Origin of the sequence: Herbaspirillum frisingense GSF30 (assembly GCF_000300975.2) — a bacterium.
Taxonomy (GTDB): domain Bacteria; phylum Pseudomonadota; class Gammaproteobacteria; order Burkholderiales; family Burkholderiaceae_D; genus Herbaspirillum; species Herbaspirillum frisingense.
In genome coordinates this window covers 38,589-58,117 of the sequence record NZ_AEEC02000013.1, presented here as the reverse complement: position 1 = coordinate 58,117, position 19,529 = coordinate 38,589, and the positions used below count along the sequence as shown (strand labels likewise).

Below are 19,529 nucleotides of genomic sequence, written 5' to 3'. Positions count from 1 at the left end.
CATCGTTTTCATCAGGCAATCGCATGGCAACTCTACCGAAAAAATCCAAGGGACTGGGACGCGGACTGGACGCACTCCTGGGTGGCTCCTCCGACATCACCGAAGAAGCGCAGGCGCAAGCGGCCAAGGCCGGCCTGCCCAGCGTGATGGCCGTCACCGAGCTGCAGGCCGGCAAGTACCAGCCGCGCACCCGCATGGACGAGGGCGCGCTCAACGAGCTGGCCGCTTCCATCAAGGAACAGGGCCTGCTGCAGCCCATCCTGATCCGCGCCATCGGCCAGAAGAACGGCCGCGACGTCTACGAGATCATCGCCGGCGAGCGCCGCTTCCGCGCCGCCAAGATCGCCGGCCTGACCGAAGTGCCGGTGCTGGTGAAGAACGTGGACGACCAGACCACCGCCGCCATGGCGCTGATCGAAAACATGCAGCGCGAGGACCTCAATCCCCTGGAAGAAGCCCAGGGCATCCATCGCCTGATCACCGATTTCGCCTTCACCCACGAGCAGGCAGCGCTGGCCGTGGGCCGCTCGCGCAGTGCGGTGTCGAACCTGTTGCGCCTGCTGAACCTGGCCAAGCCGGTGCAGACCATGCTCATGGCCGGCGACATCGACATGGGCCATGCCCGCGCGTTGCTGGCGGTGGATTCGGCGACCCAGATCCAGCTGGCCAACCAGATCGTGGCCAAGCGCATGTCGGTGCGCGACGCCGAAAAGCTGGTCACCCGCGCCTCCGCCGAACAGGCCGCCAAGCCACGCGAAGCCCGCGACAAGTCGCGTGACATCGCCCGGCTGGAAGAAGAGCTCTCCGACCTCCTGGCGACCCAGGTCAGCATCAAGACCGGCGCCCGCAACAAGGGGCAGTTGATCATCAACTTCAACGACCTCGATGCCCTGGATGGCGTCATCGCCCGCCTGCGCGGCGAGTCGGTGGAGAGCTGATCGCCAGCTTGCGCATGTTTGCGCCTGATGTGATGCACGGCACGATGCAAGATGCGATGCCGAAAAAAATGGGCTGCAAGTGATATCACTTGCAGCCCATTTTTATTGATATAAACAATTTACTGTTTCTGTACCTCGGGATCAGAAGGTCCGCTGCACATCCGAACGCGGCGGCAGCTGATAGCTCCAGGTCTCGGTCAGCGGCTTGCCGTTGGCGGTGAGCGCGGCCCGCAATTCCACCGCCTGTGCAACGTTGCGGATCTTCACCCGCAAGGTCAGGCGCCAGCCGTTGATGGCTGGATTGGGCTGCAGTTGCGCATCGATCAGCTCGCCATTGTTGGACACGCTCACCTGCGGCTGCACCTGGGTCCCGGCCGGCAGCTTGCCCAGCGGGCCGCCGGTGAAGTCCACCAGCAGGGCCGTGGTACCGTCGAAGGCACGGATCAGGTTGGCCTGCGTGAGCTCGCCATCGGTATGGAAGGTCTGCTTGACCCAACCCACCTCGTTGTTGAGGATGGCCGGCTCGTCCATGGTCCAGTGGATGCGGTAGTCGTAGGCCACCGGTGTGCCGCGGGCCGGCAATTGCGACGGCAGCCAGTAGGCCACGATGTTGTCGTTGGTCTCGTCGGCGGTGGGGATTTCCACCAGTTGCACCGCGCCACGACCCCAGTCGCCACGCGGCTCGATCCAGGCCGAAGGACGCAGGTCGTAGCGGTCCTTCAGGTCTTCGAAGGCCGAGAACTCGCGGCCCCGCTGCAGCAGCCCGAAGCCACGTGGATTGGTCACCTCGAAGGAACTCACTTCCACGTTCTGCGGATCGTTGAGCGGACGCCACAGCCATTCGCCATTGCCAGTGTGGATCGCCAGACCGTTGGAGTCATGGATGGCCGGGCGGAAGTTGCGGCGCGAGGATTGCTGGTTGGGGCCGAACAGGAACATGCTGGTCAGCGGTGCAATGCCCAGGCGGCCCACTTCGCCGCGCAGGAACACGCGGGCCTGCACATCCAGCAGCGCATCCTGGCCCGGGGTCAACGTGAACTTGTAGGCGCCGGTGGCGCGTGGCGAATCCAGCAGCGCATAGAAGGTCAGCTGCTTCTCCCCCGGGGCTGGACGCTGGATCCAGAATTCGGTGAAGTGCGGGAATTCCTCGCCGCTCAGCATGGCCGTATCGATGGCCAGGCCGCGCGCCGACAGGCCATAGACCTGGCCCTTGCCGATCACGCGGAAATAGCTTGCGCCCAGTACGCTCATGACCTCGTCTTCCTTGTCATCGCGGTTGAGCGGATAGACCACCCGGAAGCCCGCATAGCCCAGGTGCGCGGTGCTGTCCTTGGCCAGCGCCAGGTCACCGAAGTTGAAGCGGTCGGTGCTGTAGCCCACATCCTGCACGCGACCATCGATGATCTCGTGGATCGCCACCGGCGCGTTGAACTGCATGCCCTGGTGGTAGAAGGCCAGCTTGAAGGGCGTCTTCTGGTCGCGCCATTCGAACTTCTCGCTCTTCGGCTGGATCTTCATGTAGTCGGCAAACTGCATCGCCGCAAAGGTCGGCGAGAGATTGCTCGCCGGTTTCTGGTAAGGCTTGTCAGCCAGCGCCCTGGCGCGTGCCACGGCCTGGTTGAGGTCGAAGCCCTGGTTGCTCTGCGCCTGCACCGAGGCTGCCAGCAGCGAGGCTGTCAGCACCATGCCGTGCAGGAAACTCCATTTCAATCCACGTTTGATCAATGCATCTCTCCACAAAGAGGCGGCATTCCAGCACAAACGGGCTGGTCACCGCCATGGTCCTGTCTGTCCTACAGGCATCAAAACAGAATAATATAGCGAACCGTCCGACCGGCTAAGCATCATAGAAGACAAGCAATAACTGATCCCGCCGGCCAGACCGCCTTCGACGGGCCGCTGCACCCTGTAGAGAGCAGCGCGCCGCCAAAGTTTAGAAAAAGAGAGGAAACCCGTGTCCCACAAGCTTACCGAGCGGCAAGCCGCGCCCGTGCGCCGCCCCCGCCTGGCCTTGGCCATGACCCTGTGCGCGCTGGCCTGTAGCGCCGCGCTCAGTGGCCCCGCGGCCCATGCGCAAGCCAACCCCGCCTTGCTGGGTGACAAGACCGCCTTCATCGACGACCTGCTGCGCCAGATGACGCTGGAAGAAAAGATCGGCCAGTTGCGCCTGATCAGCATCGGCCCGGAAATGCCCGCCAAGAAGCTGGCAGAGGAACTGGCCGCCGGCCGCGTCGGTGGCACCTTCAATTCGGTCACCCGCGCCGAGAACCGGCCGCTGCAGGAAGGCGCGATGCGCTCGCGCCTGAAGATCCCGATGTTCTTCGCCTACGACGTGATCCACGGCCATCGCACCACCTTCCCGATCGGACTGGGCCTGGCCTCCAGCTGGGACATGGACCTGGTTGCCAAGGCCATGCGCACCTCTGCCGAGGAAGCCGCGGCCGACAGCATCGACATGACCTTCGCGCCGATGGTGGACATCAGCCGCGACCCGCGCTGGGGCCGCACCTCGGAAGGTTTCGGTGAAGACCCCTACCTGGTCTCGCGCATCGCCGATGTCTCGGTGCGCGCACTGCAGGGCGAGACCCGGCCCATCGCCGCCAATCGCGTCATGGCCAGCGTCAAGCACTTCGCGCTGTATGGGGCGGTGGAGGGCGGGCGCGACTACAACGTGGTCAACATGGACCCGCAACGCATGTACAACGACTACCTGCCGCCGTATCGCGCCGCCATCGATGCCGGCGCCGGTGCGGTGATGGTGGCGCTCAATTCCATCAATGGCGCCCCCGCTACCTCCAACACCTGGCTGCTGCAGGACCTGCTGCGCCGCGATTGGGGCTTCAAGGGCCTGACCGTGTCTGACCACGGTGCCATCACCGAACTGGTCAACCACGGCGTGGCGCAGAACGACAGCGAAGCGGCGCGCCTGTCCATGAAGGCCGGCACCGACATGAGCATGGCCGACCAGGTCTACATCAAGCAACTGCCGGAGCTGGTGCGCTCGGGCAAGGTCTCGCAGCAGGAACTGGACAACGCCGTGCGCGACATCCTCGGCGCCAAGTACGACCTGGGCCTGTTCAAGGACCCGTTCGTGCGCATCGGCCGTGCTGCCGATGATCCGGCCGATGTCTATGCCGATGCACGCCTGCATCGCGCCGCTGCCCGTGAAGTGGCGCAGCAGTCCATGGTGCTGCTGGAAAACCGCAACGCCACGCTGCCGCTGAAGAAGAATGCCCGCATCGCGCTGGTCGGCCCGCTGGCCGATTCGCACATCGACATGCTGGGCAGCTGGTCGGCCGCCGGCCGCGACAAGCAGACCATCACCGTGCGCCAGGGCCTGCAGGCCGCGGTGGGTACGCAGGGCAGGCTGGTCTATGCCCGTGGCGCCAACATCACCGAAGACAAGCATATCGTCGATTACCTCAACTTCCTGAACTGGGATGATCCGGAGGTGGTGCAGGACAAGCGCAGCCCGCAGGCGATGATCGCCGAAGCCGTGCAGGCGGCCGCCAATGCCGACGTCATCGTGGCCGCCGTGGGTGAGTCGCGTGGCATGTCGCATGAATCCTCCAGCCGCACTTCGCTGTCGCTGCCGCAGAGCCAGCAAGATCTGCTCAAGGCGCTCAAGGCCACCGGCAAGCCGCTGGTGCTGGTCTTGATGAATGGCCGCCCGCTGGACCTGAACTGGGCACGCGAGAACGCCTCGGCCGTGCTGGAGACCTGGTACACCGGCACCGAGGGGGGCAATGCGATTGCCGATGTGCTGTTCGGCGACGTCAATCCTTCCGGCAAGCTGCCGCTGACCTTCCCGCGGTCGGTGGGGCAGATCCCGAGCTACTACAACCATCCGCGTGTCGGTCGTCCCTTTACCGAAGGCAAGCCCGGCAACTACACCTCGCAATACTTCGACGAGCCCAATGGCCCGCTCTATCCCTTCGGCTATGGCCTCAGCTATACCGAGTTCAAGCTCTCCGAGGTGAGTTTGTCGCAGCCGACCATGCAGGCCGATGGCAAGGTGGAGGCCAGCGTCACCGTGAAGAATATCGGCCGTCGCGCCGGTGCGACCGTGGTGCAGCTGTACATCCGCGACGTGGCGGCCTCGGTGGTGCGCCCGGTCAAGGAACTGAAGGATTTCCGCAAGCTGATGTTGCAGCCGGGAGAAGAAAAGCAGGTGCGCTTCAGCATCGACCGCAAGGCGCTGTCCTTCTATAACGCCAAGCTGGAATACGTGGCCGAGCCGGGTGAATTCCAGGTGCAGGTGGGCCTGGATTCCAAGGAGGTGAAGACGGCTTCGTTCAATCTGCAGTAAGGGTCTGCGGAAAGGGCGATAGGTCTCCCATCAGTCGGACTTCCGATCGGACTGAGTAGGCCCTGTGGGGCCGTAACGAAGGCGCTCCCCGGCCTGTTGAAATGAACGCTGACGGCGCGCCTTCGATACGCGGCGTTGCCGCTACTCAGTCCGAACGGTATGAGATGGGAACCGCCATGGATGATCATGCGGATCTTCGTCAGGCAAAGAAAAATGGGCACACTCAACAGAGTGTGCCCATTTTCATTTCCGGCCCGGCTTTGCATAAATGATATAAATCATTTATACAGCGACGGCATCAGGCCGCTGCTGCTTCGTCTTCTTCTTCGCCCAGGAAGCCACCGCTCTGGTGCGCCCACAGCCGCGCATACAAGCCGTTGGCCGCCAGCAGCTGGCTGTGCGTGCCTTGCTCGACGATGCGCCCCTGGTCCAGCACGATCAGGCGATCCATGGCCGCGATGGTGGACAGACGGTGCGCGATGGCGACTACGGTCTTGCCTTCCATCAGCTTGTACAGGCTGGTCTGGATGGCCGCTTCCACTTCCGAATCGAGCGCGCTGGTGGCCTCGTCCAGCAGGAGGATGGGCGCATCCTTGAGCATCACGCGGGCAATCGCGATGCGCTGGCGCTGGCCGCCGGACAGCTTCACGCCGCGTTCGCCGACATGGGCGTCGTAGCCGGTACGGCCCTTGGCATCGGCCAGGGTGCCGATGAAGTCATGCGCCTCGGCCTGTTCGGCGGCGCGGACCATCTCGGCATCACTGGCGTCGGGGCGGCCATAGATCACGTTCTCGCGCACCGAACGATGCAGCAGGGAGGTGTCCTGGGTGACCATGCCGATCTGCGCACGCAGGCTGTCCTGGGTGACGTGGGCGATGTCCTGGCCATCGATGGTGATGCGGCCACCCTCGATATCGTAGAAACGCAGCAGCAGGTTGACGATGGTCGACTTGCCGGCACCGGAGCGGCCGACCAGGCCGATCTTTTCGCCGGGTTTGATCACCAGGTCCAGGCGGTCCACCACCGGACGTGGCGCCGCGCCACCATAGCTGAAGCTCACGCCCTCGAAGCGCAGTTCGCCCTGCGCGACCTTCAGCGGCTTGGCATCCGGCGCATCCTTGACGTCATGCGCCAGCGCCAGCGTATTGATGCCGTCCTGCACCGTACCGACGTGCTCGAACAGGGCCGACATTTCCCACATCACCCAGTGGGCGATGCCGTTCAGGCGCAGCGCCATGGCGGTGCTGGCGGCCACCGCACCGATGCCCACCTTGCCCTGGGTCCACAGGTACAGCGATACCCCGCTGGCTCCGATGATGAGGATCATGTTCAGGATGTGGTTGACCACCTCGAAACCCGAAACCAGCCGCATCTGGCGATGCACCGTGGTCAGGAATTCGCGCATCGCGCTGCGGGCGTAATCAGCCTCGCGGCCGGCATGCGAGAACAGCTTGACGGTGGCGATGTTGGTGTAGGCGTCCGTGATGCGACCGGTCATCAGCGAACGCGCATCGGCCTGGTTGCGTGCCACCGCCGACAGGCGCGGCACGAAGTAGCGTAGTGCCACCGCGAAGGCTGCCAGCCAGACGAAGAAGGGCGCCAGCATCCACATGTCGAAGCTGCCGACCACGCCGATCAGGGTCGCGAAGTAGATGGTGATGAAGACTAGGATGTCGCCCACGATCATGCAGAAGTCACGCACCGCCAACGCGCTTTGCATGACCTTGGTGGCGACCCGGCCGGCGAATTCGTTCTGGTAGAAGCTCATGCTCTGGCTGAGCATGAGGCGATGGAAATTCCAGCGCAGCAGCATGGGGAAGTTGCCGGCCAGGGTCTGGTGCTTGAACATGGTCTGCAGTGCGATCAGCAGCGGACTGGCGGCCAGGATCAGCAACAGCCACAGCAGCGTGTGTCCCTCTTGCGCCCACAGGTGTGCCGGTTCGACCTTGGCCAGCCAGTCGACGATGCGGCCCAGCGCCGCAAACAGCAGTGCCTCGAATACACCGATGATGGCCGTCATCAGCGTCATGGCGGCGATGTAGGGGCGTACGCCCCGGGTACAGAACCAGATGAAGCGCATGAAGCCGCGTGGCGGCGGCAGGGGATGTGTTTCCGGGTAGGGATGGACCAGTTTTTCGAACCAGCTGAACATGCAACAAACTCCAAAAAGGGGGGCGGCGGGCGACGGCGATACTGCGGCGGGCGCAGGACAGGTTGGCCTGCGGCGCGGCTTCATGCGTGGCTGGCAGATCGTTGCGGCAGCAGGGCCGCTATCGTGATCCGGGGGCTGGCCCGCGATAGGGTGGACGCCATGGAAGCCGCATCATCTCATAGGCGTGGGGCCCAGGTGTATCGGACAAGACAAAAACACTTGTCGGAAAATCGGAATGGTGGCCGGCGCTTGAAGTTCCCTGATCGGCGATACTGATGAATTGCCATCCATTCATCTGTTGCAGCCATGAATCTCTCTCAAGCCGCCGTCGCCTTCCTGCCACAGGAGCAGTTGGCCCTATCGTTGTTGCCCTATGTCCTCGATGACGCCGGTGATGGTTCGCATGATCTCTCGCATCTGCTGCGGGTCTGGAACAATGCACGCCGCCTCCAGCAGGAGGAGGGTGGTGACCTGCGCATCCTGCTGGCCGCCGTGCTCTTGCATGACTGCGTGCGGGTGGAGAAGGATTCGTCCCTGCGCGCCCAGGCCTCGACGCTCTCGGCGCAACGTGCGCGGGAAATCCTGGACGCACTGGGGTGGACCGCGCAAGACGCCGACCGCGTAGCCCATGCCGTGCAGGCTCACAGCTACTCCGCGCAGATCACGCCGCAGTCGCTGGAGGCGAAGATCGTGCAGGATGCCGACCGGCTGGACGCCATCGGCGCCATTGGTGTGGCTCGTTGTTTCTATGTGGCAGGGCGGATGGGGTCGGCGCTCTATGAACCGCTGGACCCACAGGCGCACGGGCGGGTACTGGAGGATCGTCGCTTCGCGCTGGACCATTTCCCGGCCAAGCTGTTGCGCTTGCAGGAGGGCTTCCAGACCGCCAGCGGAGCGGCCATGGCCAGCGCACGGCAGGCACGCATGCGCGCGTTCGTGGAGGACTTCCTGGGAGAGTTGTGAGGGGAAGGGTGGTGCACAGAGGGTAGCGCCAGCAGCGCCTGCCCGCTCGCGAGGGGAAGACCAGGTGGCCCCGGATCGAGGCCACCTGATCATCGGATCACTTAAGCATCAGGCTGCCAGTTTTTCCATCGGCAGTGCCGGTGCCACTTGCAGCGGGACCTGTACGGTACGCAACAGCGGCGCGGTTTGTGCAGCCCTTGCCGTGGACACCCCCGCCACCGGTGCCGGCACCAGCGCGTCCGGTGCTTCCAGCTGGAATACGCCCACCGCCTGGTTCAGGTTCACCGCCTGCTCCTGCAGCGTGGCCACGGCGGCGCTGGCCTGTTCCACCAGCGCGGCATTGTGCTGGGTCACCTGATCCATCAGGGCAATGGCCTTGTTGACTTCCTCGATGCCCACGCTCTGCTCATGGCTGGCGGTGGAAATCTCACCCATCACATCGGTGACCTGCTGCACGCTGGTCACGATCTGTTCCATGGTCTCGCCGGCACGTTCCACCAGGCGGGTCCCGGCTTCGACGTTGTTGACCGAGGCGTCGATCAGTTGCTTGACTTCCTTGGCGGCCGCCGCACTGCGTTGGGCCAGGCTGCGCACCTCGGTGGCGACCACGGCGAAACCGCGTCCCTGTTCACCGGCACGGGCCGCTTCCACTGCGGCATTCAAGGCCAGGATGTTGGTCTGGAAGGCGATACCGTCGATCACCCCGATGATGTCCACGATCTTGCGCGACGAGGTGTTGATGGCGGCCATGGTATCGACCACCTCTTCGACGATGGCGCCACCCTGCTTGGCGATGTCGGAGGCATTGCGTGCCAGCTGGTTGGCTTCGCGGGCATGGCCGTCGTTCTGCTTGACGGTCGCGGTCAGTTGCTCCATGGCCGAGGCGGTTTCTTCCAGCGAGGCGGCCTGGTCTTCGGTGCGGGCCGAGAGGTCGCTGTTGCCGGCGGCGATCTGGGCGCTGATGGTGGCGACGCCAGCGGCGGCATCGCGCACTTCGCTGACGGTGTTGCGCAGGTTGCCGCTCATTTCGGCCAGGGCTTCCATGATGCTCTGGCGACGCGCATTGCCGACACGGCGCAGCGTCACCTCGTGGTACAGCTCCCCACGGTCCACGGCCAGCGCCACTTGCTTGACCTCGTCCGGTTCGGCGCCCAGTGCGCCACGGATGGAGCGGGTGATCAGCGTGGCCAGCACCACGCCGGCCACCAGCGCGGCGCTGAGCAGGATCAGCATGAAGGCCTGGAAGCCGCGTGCGGTGCTGCGGGCCTTGGCTGATTCCGCCTGGCTCATGCCTTCTTCCAGGTCGATGAACTGGTTGATCGCGGCCAGCCATTCGACAAAGGCCGGCTTGACCTGGCCCAGCATCAACTGGCGCGCAGCCTCGATGTCACCCGCCTTGCGTGCCGCGATGGCCTTGGCGGCCAGCGGCATGGCGCGGGCTTCCATGGCCTTGATGCGTTCCAGGCTGGCGCGCTCGTCGGGACGCACGCTCATGCTGGCGAAGACCGCATCGAGCGGCTTGGCCGACTGCTGATAATCGGCGTCGAGCTTGTCGATCTGGGCCGTCACGTCCTTGACCTCGGCATCGCCCACCAGGGTCAGGTCGCGCAGGGCGATGGCGCGGTCATGCACGCTGCCGCGGAAGTTGATGGCGTAGCGCTGCTTGACGTTGTTGTCTTCGCTGACCCGCGCCAGGCTGCCTTCGATGGCATTGACCTTGGTAATGCTGACCACGGTCAGCACCAGCATCATCGCCAGTACCAGCGCAAAGCTCAGTGACAATTGGGCGGCGACGCTCAGTGAGCGACGCTTGGGGGTAAGTGGATGCATGACAGGCTCCCTGGAATGATGGACTGGTGACGCGACAGTGACTTGTGACCGATGCTGCCGATGTTGCCGATTATTGCGGGTCAGCCCGCAGGCGCCTACCAGACGATGGTATTAGTCCACCTTCGGACACGGCGTTGATGACCGGCAACATGGTGCGAAGAGGGCAGTCTAGCGGCAATCGCCACGGCCCTGGATTGAATCTTCCGATGGAAGCGATAGCCTCTGCGCAGTCCCACGGGATGGGCGAGAGAGGGGGCTTAAGCCTGCGTTAAGTCTTCTGCGGCAAGCTGGGCAGCAAAACAACCGCCAGGACCACGACATGACCGAACACCCGTCCCCTGCAGTCGCTTCCACGCCACCGGCCGATCCCAGCCATCTCGCCAACCGTGCCACCCGCGCCCAGATATGGCGGCTCATCCGGCCGTTCTGGGTGTCCGAAGAAAAGTGGAAGGCCTGGGCGCTGCTGCTGTCCATCATTGCCCTGAACCTGGGCATGGTCTACATCAACGTGCGCCTGAACTCGTGGAACCGCGACATGTACAACGTGCTGCAATCGCGCGACTATCCGCAGTTCAAATCGCTGCTGTGGCAGTTCTCGGGCCTGGCCTTCGTGTTCGTGGCCATCGCCATCTACAGCGTCTACCTGAAGCAGGCGCTGCAGATCCGCTGGCGCTACTGGATGAGCACCCGCTATCTCGACCAGTGGCTGGCGCATCGCGCCTATTACCGCATCGAGCAGGGGCAGGAGGGGCGGCTCTCGGACAACCCCGACCAGCGCATTGCCGAGGACCTGCATGCACTGACCTCCGACACGCTGTCGCTGGTGCTCGGGTTCATCTCCAGCAGCGTCACCCTGTTTTCCTTCATCCATATCCTGTGGTCGGTCAGTGGCCCGCTGAGTTTTTCGGCCGGTGGTCACAGCTGGGTCATTCCCGGTTACATGGTCTGGTTCGTGATCGCCTATGCCGCCGTCGGGTCCGGGCTGGTGTGGTGGATCGGTCGTCCGCTGGTGGGACTGAGCTTCAACCAGGAGCGCTTCGAGGCCAACTTCCGTTTCGGTCTGATCCGCGTGCGCGAGCATGCCGAGGCGGTGGCCCTGTATCGCGGCGAGGCGCAGGAACGCACGCAGCTCACGGCACGCCTGGACGATATCCGCCGCAACTGGTGGGACATCATGCGGCTGACCAAGAAGCTCAATGTGGCGGTCAATTTCTATGGCCAGTTCGCCGTGATCTTCCCCATGCTGGTATCGGCGCCGCGCTACTTCTCGGGCGCCATTTCGCTGGGTGTGCTGATGCAGATCAGCGATGCCTTCGGCCAGGTGCAGGATGCGCTGTCATGGTTCATCAATGCCTTCACCACGCTGGCCAGCTGGAAGGCCAGTATCAACCGGCTGGCGGGCTTCCATGCCGATGTGGAGCGTGCGGCCGGCATGGCGCGCACCATCGAGGTCACGCCGCATGCGGGCAGTGCGGTGACGGTGTCGGGTTTGCAGCTGTCCTTCCCGGATGGTGCGCCGATGATGCGCAGCCTCGATGCCCGGGTGGAGTCGGGCGAGCACGTGCTCATCAGCGGCCCCTCGGGATGTGGCAAGTCCACGCTGATCCGCGCCATGGCCGATGTCTGGCCCTATGGTCATGGCCAGGTCGGCCTGCCGCAGGATGCGCCGGTGATGTTCCTGCCCCAGCGCAGCTACCTGCCCATCGGCAGCCTGCGGGCCGCGCTCTCCTATCCGGCGGCCGAAGGCAGTTTCGAAGATGCCCGCATCACCCGTTACCTGGCCCTGTGCCGCCTGTCACACCTGGCCGACCGGCTGGATGTGGCGGCCAACTGGAGCCAGGCACTGTCGCCGGGCGAGCAGCAGCGGCTGGCCTTCGTGCGGGTGTTTCTGAATCGTCCGCGCATCGTGTTCCTGGATGAAGCCAGCAGCGCCATGGATGGCGAGACCGAAGAGGTGCTCTATGCCGCCTTGCCGCGCGAGCTGCCGGGCGTGACCGTGATCAGCATCGCGCACCGTGAGACGCTGGCGCGCTTCCACGATGTGCGCTGGAAGTTCGTGCCGGCGGCAGCGGGCGAGGGTGAGGGCGCGGGGCATCGGGTACAGATGCAGCCCATCGCGTCGTGACCTCACCGGTTGGTGCGACCATACCGTTTTTGCATAAGCTCGGCAGAGAGGGCGTGACAGAATGGATTCATCGCGGCACGGTTCGCCGCATCCACCCGCTCACCCACGATTACTGGAAAGCCCACCATGAACGATCCCATCGTCTATCTCAATGGCGAACTCACGCCGCTGTCCGAAGCCCGCGTCCCGGTGCTGGATCGCGGTTTCATCTTCGGCGATGGCATCTACGAGGTGATCCCCATGTATCGCCGCAAGGCCTTCCGTGGTCGCCAGCACCTGGCGCGCCTGTTCCGCAGCCTGGACAGCATCGGTATTCCCAATCCGCATGACGAGGCCGGCTGGAACGCCCTGATCGACCAGGTCGTGCAGGCCAACGGTCTGGACGACCAGATGATCTACCTGCAGGTCACCCGGGGTGTGGCCAAGCGCGCCCACGCCTTCCCCAAGGAAGTGGTGCCGACGGTACTGATCATGACCAACCCCATGGCACTGCCACCGGCCGCGGCCATCGAGCAGGGCGTGGCCTGCGTGACCATGGAAGATCGCCGCTGGCTCAATTGCCAGATCAAGTCGACCTCGCTGCTGGGCAATGTGCTGGCCGCGCAGTTCGCCGCCGAAAACCAGGTGACCGAGGCGATCCAGTTCCGTGACGGTTTCCTGTCGGAGGCGTCGTCCTCCAATGTGTGGGTGGTCAAGGATGGCCAGATATCGGCGCCGCCCAAGGACAACCTGATCCTGGAAGGCATCCGCTACGGCCTGATGGAAGAGCTGTGCGCCGAAGAGGGCATCGTGTTGCAGTCGCGTCGCATCACCCGCGAGGAAGTGCTGGCCGCCGACGAGCTCATCATTTCCTCGGCCAGCAAGGAAGTGCTGCCGGTGGTCAAGCTGGACGGCCAGCCGGTAGGCAGCGGACGTCCGGGTCCGGTGTTCGGCAAGGTCTATGCGGCCTACCAGGCAGCCAAGGCCCGTCTGTAAACGTGTCGGCAATGTGGTCAATGGCGACCCTGACGTTTTCTGCACGTCGGGTCGCCGGCATGGCGTAGAATGCAGGTATCCCCCACCCGTATTCACCTGACCCTCCGCTTGAAGCGCGCCGGTTCATCCCCATCTGGGAGCATTGAAACCAGGAGCGCCGAAGCGGACAACGCCAAGGCGGTTTGCCATGACTATGCCCACTATTTCCCCTGAAGAATCCCTGATCGAATATCCCAGCGACTTCCCCATCAAGGTGGTCGGGATCACCCATGACGATTTCGCCGAAACCATCGTCGCCATGGTCATCGAGCACGATCCCGAGTTTCATGCGGGCAAGGTTGAGATGCGGCCGTCCACCCAGGGCAAGTACCTGTCGCTGACGCTGACCGTGCGCGCGACCAGCCGCACCCAGCTCGACAACATCTATCGCGCGCTGTCCACGCACGAGATGGTCAAGTTCGTGCTCTGATCCGGTTCGCGGTGTCGCAAGGTCGGCAAAGACCGGCGCAGTCCTTCGGGATGCGCCGGTTTTTTCATGGGCTTTTCGCTTTTTTGCGGGCTGGCGTTTTCGGCACATCGCCCGGCCAGCCAGGGATGGCCTGGAAGCGTTGCATCTCCTCGAAGATCCATTGGCGGAAGGCCACCACGCCGGGCTTTTCCAGTCCTTCCGGCAGGTGCACCAGGTAATGCGCCTCCTCGCACAACTGGGCCACGTCGAACAGGCGTACCAGCGTGCCACTTGCGATTTCCTGCCAGGCAATGGTGTGTCGCGACAGCGCCACGCCCTTGCCCTCGACGGCATGGCGCAGGGTCAGTGAGGAGTCTTCCACCACCAGCGTGCCGCTGGGTTCCGGCAGATCCAGCCCGGCCAGGGTCAGCCAGGGTTGCCAGGACTCGCGGGTATCCATGCGCAACAGGGTGCAATGGGCCAGGTCGGCCGGGCGCGTGAGCTTGCGGCTACGGCCACCGTCACCGCGATAGCCGGGGGCGGCCACCGGGTAGTAGTAATCGTCGCTGAGCTTTTCGGTGACCACGCCGCTGTACTGCCCGCGACCGAAGCGGATGCCCACATCCACCCCGTCCAGACGCAGGTCGGCCAGATGGCTGCCCGATTGCAGCACCACCTCGATCTCGGGATGGGCATCGATGAACTTCCACAGGCGCGGCGCCAGCCAGCGCGAGGCGAACGAGGGCGTGGCCGAGATCACCAGGCGCTGCTGGCGGTTCAGGCTGCGCAGATGTTCGGCGGCCTGGGCGATTTCGCCGAGCGACTTGCGGATGGTGGCGGCGAAGCGCTGGCCGGTCTCGGTGATGGCGATGCGCTTGCCGTGGCGTTTGAAGAGCTGCAGGCCCAGGTCTTCTTCCAGCGCACGCACCTGGTGGCTGATGGCGCCGGGGGTGACATGCACCTCCTCGGCCGCGCGCGAGAAGCATTCGTGGCGGGCAGCCGCGTCGAAGGCGCGCAGGGCGGCCAGGTTGGGCAGTTTCCTGAGATCGGCCATGGTGGGTTCCTTGTGAATTCCATTCGCAAAGAAACGCAATATATATCGTTTTGTCGGCCTGCAGGGTTTTCCTACAATGGTGACTCATTCACCATCACTCCAGGCATTTTCCCTCTGAAAGCCGCACCCGATCGGGCAGTGCGGCAGGGACGCGGCTTGTCTGGATTTTCGCAAGGGAGTACCCGCCATGGCAATTTCATTCGCAGATCAGACGATTCCGGAACGGCTTCTGGAAGGACAGACGCAGACCCGCCGCCTGCGCGGTGGCGTGCGCATCCGCGTCACCAGCGGCCTGGTGTGGCTGACCATTACCGGCTGCCGGCAGGACATCTGGCTCACGGCCGGACGTTGCTTCGACTACCACGGACGCGGGCTGGCGATCCTCGAAGCGGTGCACGGCGCGGCCGAGTTCACGGTGTCGCCCCTGCGCGTCGCGGGCTGGCGCAGCTGGCTGTCCGGTGCCGGTGCTGGCATCGCTCCCCAGGCGCCGCTGCTGCCGGTGGCTGAGGGTGACGACACGGTGCGTATCAGCAGTATCAGCAAGTTGTTGCCGCACGGACTGATCCGCTGGTTCTGACACGGCCCTGTCCGAATTTCGCTACACTGGCGGGCATGCAAACCGCACTACCCCCCGCCAGCGCCAGCACCACGCCCGCCGCCACGGCCCGCCGTCCAGAGATCGTACGGCGCGGCGTCGAGTCCTACGAGACCAGCTTCGCCGCCATGCGCGCCTACACCGATGCGCGTACCGCCGACAGCCCCGATCAGCTCTGGATCGTCGAACATCCCCCCGTCTATACCCTGGGCCTGGGCGCCGACCGCGCCCATGTGTTGAATCCGCACGACATCCCGGTGGTACAGACCGACCGGGGAGGCGAGGTCACCTACCACGGTCCCGGACAGGTGGTCATCTACCTCCTGATGGACCTGCGCCGCAACCGCAGCGGGGCGCGCCTGTTCGCCCGCGAATTCGTGCACAACATCGAAGAGGCGGTGATCGCCGCGCTGGCGGCGTATAATCTCGCCGGTGTACGCAAGGAAGGGGCGCCCGGCATCTACGCCGCCGACGGCCCCTGGCAGGGCGCCAAGGTGGCCGCGCTGGGCTTGAAGATACGGGGCAACGGCTGCACCTACCACGGGGTATCGCTCAACGTGGCCATGGACCTGGCGCCGTTTTCCTGGATCAACCCCTGTGGCTACGAAGGCCTGGCCACCGTGGACATGCAGACCCTGGGGGCCGGACAGGCCCGCCTGGCCGATGTCCAGGACTTGCTTGCCGACCAACTGATCGCCCGCTTCGCGGGCATGGCTTGAGCCTCACGCGCTGAGCGCGCCCGGGGCCGGAACGACCGACATGACGACCGAAATCACTCCCGCAGCAGATTCTTCCTCCAATGCCAATGCCGCCGGTGCGGCCCGCGTGAACCCGCTGGACAAGCAGAAGGGCGCCGGCAAGACGGCCTGGATTCCCATCAAGGTGGTGGCCGCCGAAAAGCTGAAGAAGCCGGACTGGATTCGCGTCAAGGCCGGCTCGCCGACCACGCGCTTCTACGAGATCAAGGACATCCTGCGCGCCAACAACCTGGTGACGGTCTGCGAGGAAGCCTCCTGCCCCAACATCGGCGAATGCTTCGGCAAGGGCACTGCGACCTTCATGATCATGGGTGACAAGTGCACCCGCCGCTGCCCGTTCTGCGACGTCGGCCACGGTCGCCCCGACCCGCTGGACCCCAACGAGCCGGAAAACCTGGCCAAGACCATCGCCCAACTGCGCCTGTCCTACGTGGTCATCACCAGCGTGGACCGCGACGACCTGCGCGACGGCGGTGCCGCCCACTTCGCGGCGTGCATCCAGCGTGTACGCGAATTGTCGCCCGAGACCCGCATCGAGATCCTGACTCCGGACTTCCGCGGCCGCATGGACCGCGCCCTGGAAATCCTCAAGATGGCCCCGCCGGATGTGATGAACCACAACCTGGAAACCGCGCCGCGCCTGTACAAGGAAGCCCGCCCCGGTTCCGACTACGAATATTCGCTGAGCCTGTTGAAGCGCTTCAAGGACCTGCATCCGGAAGTGCCGACCAAGTCCGGCATCATGGTCGGCCTGGGCGAGACCGACGAGGAAGTGCTGCAGGTCATGCGCGACATGCGCGCCCACAACGTCGACATGCTCACCATCGGCCAGTACCTCATGCCCAGCGGCGACCACCTGCCGGTACGCCGCTACGTGCACCCCGACACCTTCAAGATGTACGAGGAAGAGGCCTACAAGATGGGCTTCGTGCACGCCGCCGTGGGCGCCATGGTGCGCTCCAGCTATCACGCCGACCAGCAGGCACACGGGCTGGTGTAAGCCGGCCGGCTTCGCACTGCAAGGCCCCGCCGTGTGCGGGGCTTTTTCTTGTTTGAGAGCAATTCAAATTCTCCATACAAGTCGCTCAGGTGGCTTGTATGGGATAGCGGGGCGCTGAAAGAAACCCAGCCGCAAGGTAAGATACGCGGTTCTGAGCATTCGATTCGAAAGCAGGTTGTCATGTCCTCATCCATCGCCCCGGCCGCCGCCGCGCCGGAAGAAAAACTGGTCTTCGTCAGTTCGTGCAAGTTGCCCATGCCCTGGGCCACCTTCGAGCTGCACGCCTTCTACGATGAAGTTTCCGGCAAGGAACATCTGGCCCTGACCCTGGGCGATGTCGGCAACGGCGTGCCGGTGCTGGGCCGCGTGCATTCCGAGTGCCTCACCGGCGACGCCTTGTTCTCCCAGCGCTGCGACTGCGGCGCCCAGCTGGAGGCCGCCCTCAAGAAGATCGCCAAGGAAGGCCGTGGCGTGCTGTTCTACCTGCGCCAGGAAGGCCGTGGCATCGGCCTGTTGAACAAGATCCGCGCCTACCATCTGCAGGACCAGGGCGCCGATACCGTGGAAGCCAATGAACGCCTGGGCTTCCCGGCGGACATGCGGCGCTACACCATCGTCTTGCCCATGCTGGCCCACCTGAAGATCACCAGCCTGCGCCTGATGACCAACAATCCGCGCAAGGTGAAGGCGCTGGAAGAGAGCGGCATCACCGTGGCCGAGCGCATTGCCCTGATCGCCAACCACAATCCTTTCAACATCGGCTACCTGGGGACCAAGGCGCGCAAGCTGGGGCACCTGCTGCCGGGCCTGGGCAAGGGCGAGGCCCAGCCGCAGCCGGAGAAGGTGCCGCTGGATGCGCACGACAATGAGTGAACCGCACGGGTAAGCAGCGCGAGGGAATCGCACAACACCAGACGGGCCGATACGGTCCGTCTTTTTTTTTCCCGTTCCGGCCTGCCCCCTTGACGCATCGGTTAGCATGGTGACTGGACTGTCCATTCTCATTCCGTCTTTACAACATGAACCCATCCGTACCCGCCGGCGCTGCGCCGATTCCCGTGTCCCTGCTCACCGGCTTCCTGGGCAGCGGCAAGACCACGCTATTGAATCACCTGATCACCCAGCCGGAAATGAAGGACACGCTGGTCATCATCAACGAGTTCGGCGAGATCGGGCTGGATCACCTGCTGGTGGCGCACAGCCAGGAAGAAACCATCGTCGAGATGAGCAGCGGCTGCCTGTGCTGCACCATCCGTGGCGATCTCAAGAAGACGCTCAAGGACATCACCTGGCGCTTCGCCGAAGGCGGCCAGCGCAAGTTCAACCGGGTGGTCATCGAGACCACCGGCCTGGCCTCGCCCACGCCCATCCTGCACACGCTGATGACGGACCCCTTCATTTCGGAGCGCTATCGTCTCGATGGCGTGATCGTCACGGTCGATGCGGTCAATGGCATGTCGACCCTGGACAATCATCCGGAAGCCGTGCAACAGGCGGCGGTCGCCGACCGCCTGCTGCTGACCAAGACTGACCTGGCCGACGCTGCCACGCTGTCGGCCCTGCAGGCGCGCCTGCGTACGCTGAACCCCGGTGCGCGCCAGTTGCAGCCGCAGGTGGGCCAGATCGCTGCCGGCGAGCTGCTGGATGCGGGCCTGTTCAAGCCGGGCGAGAAGATGCCCGACGTGGCGCGCTGGCTCAACGAGGAAGCCTTCGCCGAGAAAGCGGCCCAGCATCACCATCACGGGCAGGACCACCATCACCACGGTCATCATGACCATGGACATGATGATCACGGCCATGCGCATGCACACGCGCATCACGAGCATGAGCACGAGCATGATCACGCCCACGACGTGAACCGTCACGACGACCATATCCGCGCCTTCTGCTTTACCTTCGACGAACCCATCGATCCGGTGCTCTTCGATGAATGGCTGAGCTTGCTGGTGGGCTTCAAGGGGCCCAACATCCTGCGCATCAAGGGCATCCTCAACCTCAAGGGCGAGGAACTGCCGACCGTGATCCATGGCGTGCAGCACATCTTCCATCCCACCGCCACCTTGCCGCAGTGGCCCTCGCAAGACCGCCGCAGCCGCATTGTCTTCATCACCCGCGACGTCGAGCGCGCCACCATCGAGCGCTCCTTCGATGCTTTCATGCAGGCCCAGCAGATCGAGCGGGAGGCGCGCGAGGCGCAGCAGAAGCGCAATGCGGCACCGGCCGCGTATTGAGCAGGACCGGCCGCGCAGGCGGCCGCATGTTCCCGCGAGGAAACATGAAAACGACCCGGCGATGGGATCAGCGCCCGCCGGGAGTGTGCCGATTAAAAATAAATCCGCTACGGCCGATAACGAGGGATAGTCCGGATTATGATCGGGCTCA

15 protein-coding genes are annotated in these 19,529 nt (G+C 64.2%); 11 read left to right on the top strand and 4 right to left on the bottom strand.

Annotation, left to right across the window (positions count from 1 at the left end; translation table 11 throughout):
• Positions 1-23 precede the first annotated feature (23 nt).
• Entirely contained in the window at positions 24-938 is a 915-nt protein-coding gene (locus tag HFRIS_RS11060) for a ParB/RepB/Spo0J family partition protein (RefSeq protein ID WP_006463426.1), read from the top strand.
• A 141-nt stretch (positions 939-1,079) separates the two neighbouring features.
• On the opposite strand, the gene HFRIS_RS11055 is transcribed toward HFRIS_RS11060, so the two are convergent.
• Positions 1,080-2,624, bottom strand: coding sequence for a glucan biosynthesis protein G (locus HFRIS_RS11055; protein WP_006463425.1), 1,545 nt, complete (start codon positions 2,622-2,624; stop codon positions 1,080-1,082).
• A 268-nt stretch (positions 2,625-2,892) separates the two neighbouring features.
• Here HFRIS_RS11055 and bglX point away from each other — a divergent pair, with 268 nt between their 5' ends.
• Positions 2,893-5,247 carry a beta-glucosidase BglX gene (bglX, locus tag HFRIS_RS11050; protein WP_006463424.1) on the top strand — a complete coding sequence of 785 codons (2,355 nt, stop codon included), beginning with the start codon at positions 2,893-2,895 and terminating at the stop codon, positions 5,245-5,247.
• 298 nt (positions 5,248-5,545) lie between these two features.
• On the opposite strand, the gene HFRIS_RS11045 is transcribed toward bglX, so the two are convergent.
• The gene (locus tag HFRIS_RS11045; RefSeq protein WP_006463423.1) at positions 5,546-7,399 is read right to left on the bottom strand and encodes an ABC transporter ATP-binding protein; all 1,854 of its coding nucleotides are present in this window, start codon (positions 7,397-7,399) and stop codon (positions 5,546-5,548) included.
• A gap of 306 nt (positions 7,400-7,705) precedes the next feature.
• Between HFRIS_RS11045 and HFRIS_RS11040 the strand changes: the two genes are divergently transcribed.
• Positions 7,706-8,362, top strand: a complete 657-nt coding sequence (locus HFRIS_RS11040) for an HD domain-containing protein (RefSeq protein WP_039875319.1) — start codon at positions 7,706-7,708, stop codon at positions 8,360-8,362.
• A 108-nt stretch (positions 8,363-8,470) separates the two neighbouring features.
• Here the strand turns inward: HFRIS_RS11040 and HFRIS_RS11035 are convergent, their stop codons facing one another.
• Positions 8,471-10,192, bottom strand: coding sequence for a methyl-accepting chemotaxis protein (locus HFRIS_RS11035; RefSeq protein ID WP_006463421.1), 1,722 nt, complete (start codon positions 10,190-10,192; stop codon positions 8,471-8,473).
• A 319-nt stretch (positions 10,193-10,511) separates the two neighbouring features.
• Between HFRIS_RS11035 and HFRIS_RS11030 the strand changes: the two genes are divergently transcribed.
• The 3 genes from HFRIS_RS11030 to HFRIS_RS11020 all read left to right on the top strand — a co-directional run bounded on the left by HFRIS_RS11030 (position 10,512) and on the right by HFRIS_RS11020 (position 13,761).
• Entirely contained in the window at positions 10,512-12,317 is a 1,806-nt protein-coding gene (locus tag HFRIS_RS11030) for an ABC transporter ATP-binding protein/permease (RefSeq protein WP_006463420.1), read from the top strand.
• 126 nt (positions 12,318-12,443) lie between these two features.
• The gene (locus tag HFRIS_RS11025; protein WP_006463419.1) at positions 12,444-13,292 is read left to right on the top strand and encodes a D-amino acid aminotransferase; all 849 of its coding nucleotides are present in this window, start codon (positions 12,444-12,446) and stop codon (positions 13,290-13,292) included.
• Positions 13,293-13,479: 187 nt separating this feature from the next.
• Positions 13,480-13,761 carry an HP0495 family protein gene (locus HFRIS_RS11020; protein WP_039875317.1) on the top strand — a complete coding sequence of 94 codons (282 nt, stop codon included), beginning with the start codon at positions 13,480-13,482 and terminating at the stop codon, positions 13,759-13,761.
• A 64-nt stretch (positions 13,762-13,825) separates the two neighbouring features.
• Here the strand turns inward: HFRIS_RS11020 and gcvA are convergent, their stop codons facing one another.
• Entirely contained in the window at positions 13,826-14,794 is a 969-nt protein-coding gene (gene gcvA / locus HFRIS_RS11015) for a transcriptional regulator GcvA (RefSeq protein ID WP_006463417.1), read from the bottom strand.
• A 187-nt stretch (positions 14,795-14,981) separates the two neighbouring features.
• On the opposite strand from gcvA, the gene HFRIS_RS11010 reads away from it, so the two are divergent.
• From HFRIS_RS11010 to HFRIS_RS10990, 5 genes are all read left to right on the top strand, one after another.
• Complete coding sequence (locus tag HFRIS_RS11010; protein ID WP_006463416.1) at positions 14,982-15,371, top strand: DUF2917 domain-containing protein; 390 nt, start codon at positions 14,982-14,984, stop codon at positions 15,369-15,371.
• Between the two features lie 35 nt (positions 15,372-15,406).
• Positions 15,407-16,108: a lipoyl(octanoyl) transferase LipB gene (gene lipB / locus HFRIS_RS11005; RefSeq protein WP_006463415.1), complete on the top strand. Its 702-nt coding sequence runs from the start codon at positions 15,407-15,409 to the stop codon at positions 16,106-16,108.
• Between the two features lie 40 nt (positions 16,109-16,148).
• Positions 16,149-17,147 carry a lipoyl synthase gene (lipA, locus tag HFRIS_RS11000; protein ID WP_006463414.1) on the top strand — a complete coding sequence of 333 codons (999 nt, stop codon included), beginning with the start codon at positions 16,149-16,151 and terminating at the stop codon, positions 17,145-17,147.
• A 180-nt stretch (positions 17,148-17,327) separates the two neighbouring features.
• Entirely contained in the window at positions 17,328-18,020 is a 693-nt protein-coding gene (gene ribA, locus HFRIS_RS10995; RefSeq protein ID WP_006463413.1) for a GTP cyclohydrolase II, read from the top strand.
• A gap of 146 nt (positions 18,021-18,166) precedes the next feature.
• On the top strand, positions 18,167-19,378 hold the full coding sequence (locus HFRIS_RS10990; protein WP_039875314.1) for a CobW family GTP-binding protein: 1,212 nt from the start codon (positions 18,167-18,169) through the stop codon (positions 19,376-19,378).
• The last annotated feature ends 151 nt before the right edge of the window (positions 19,379-19,529 follow it).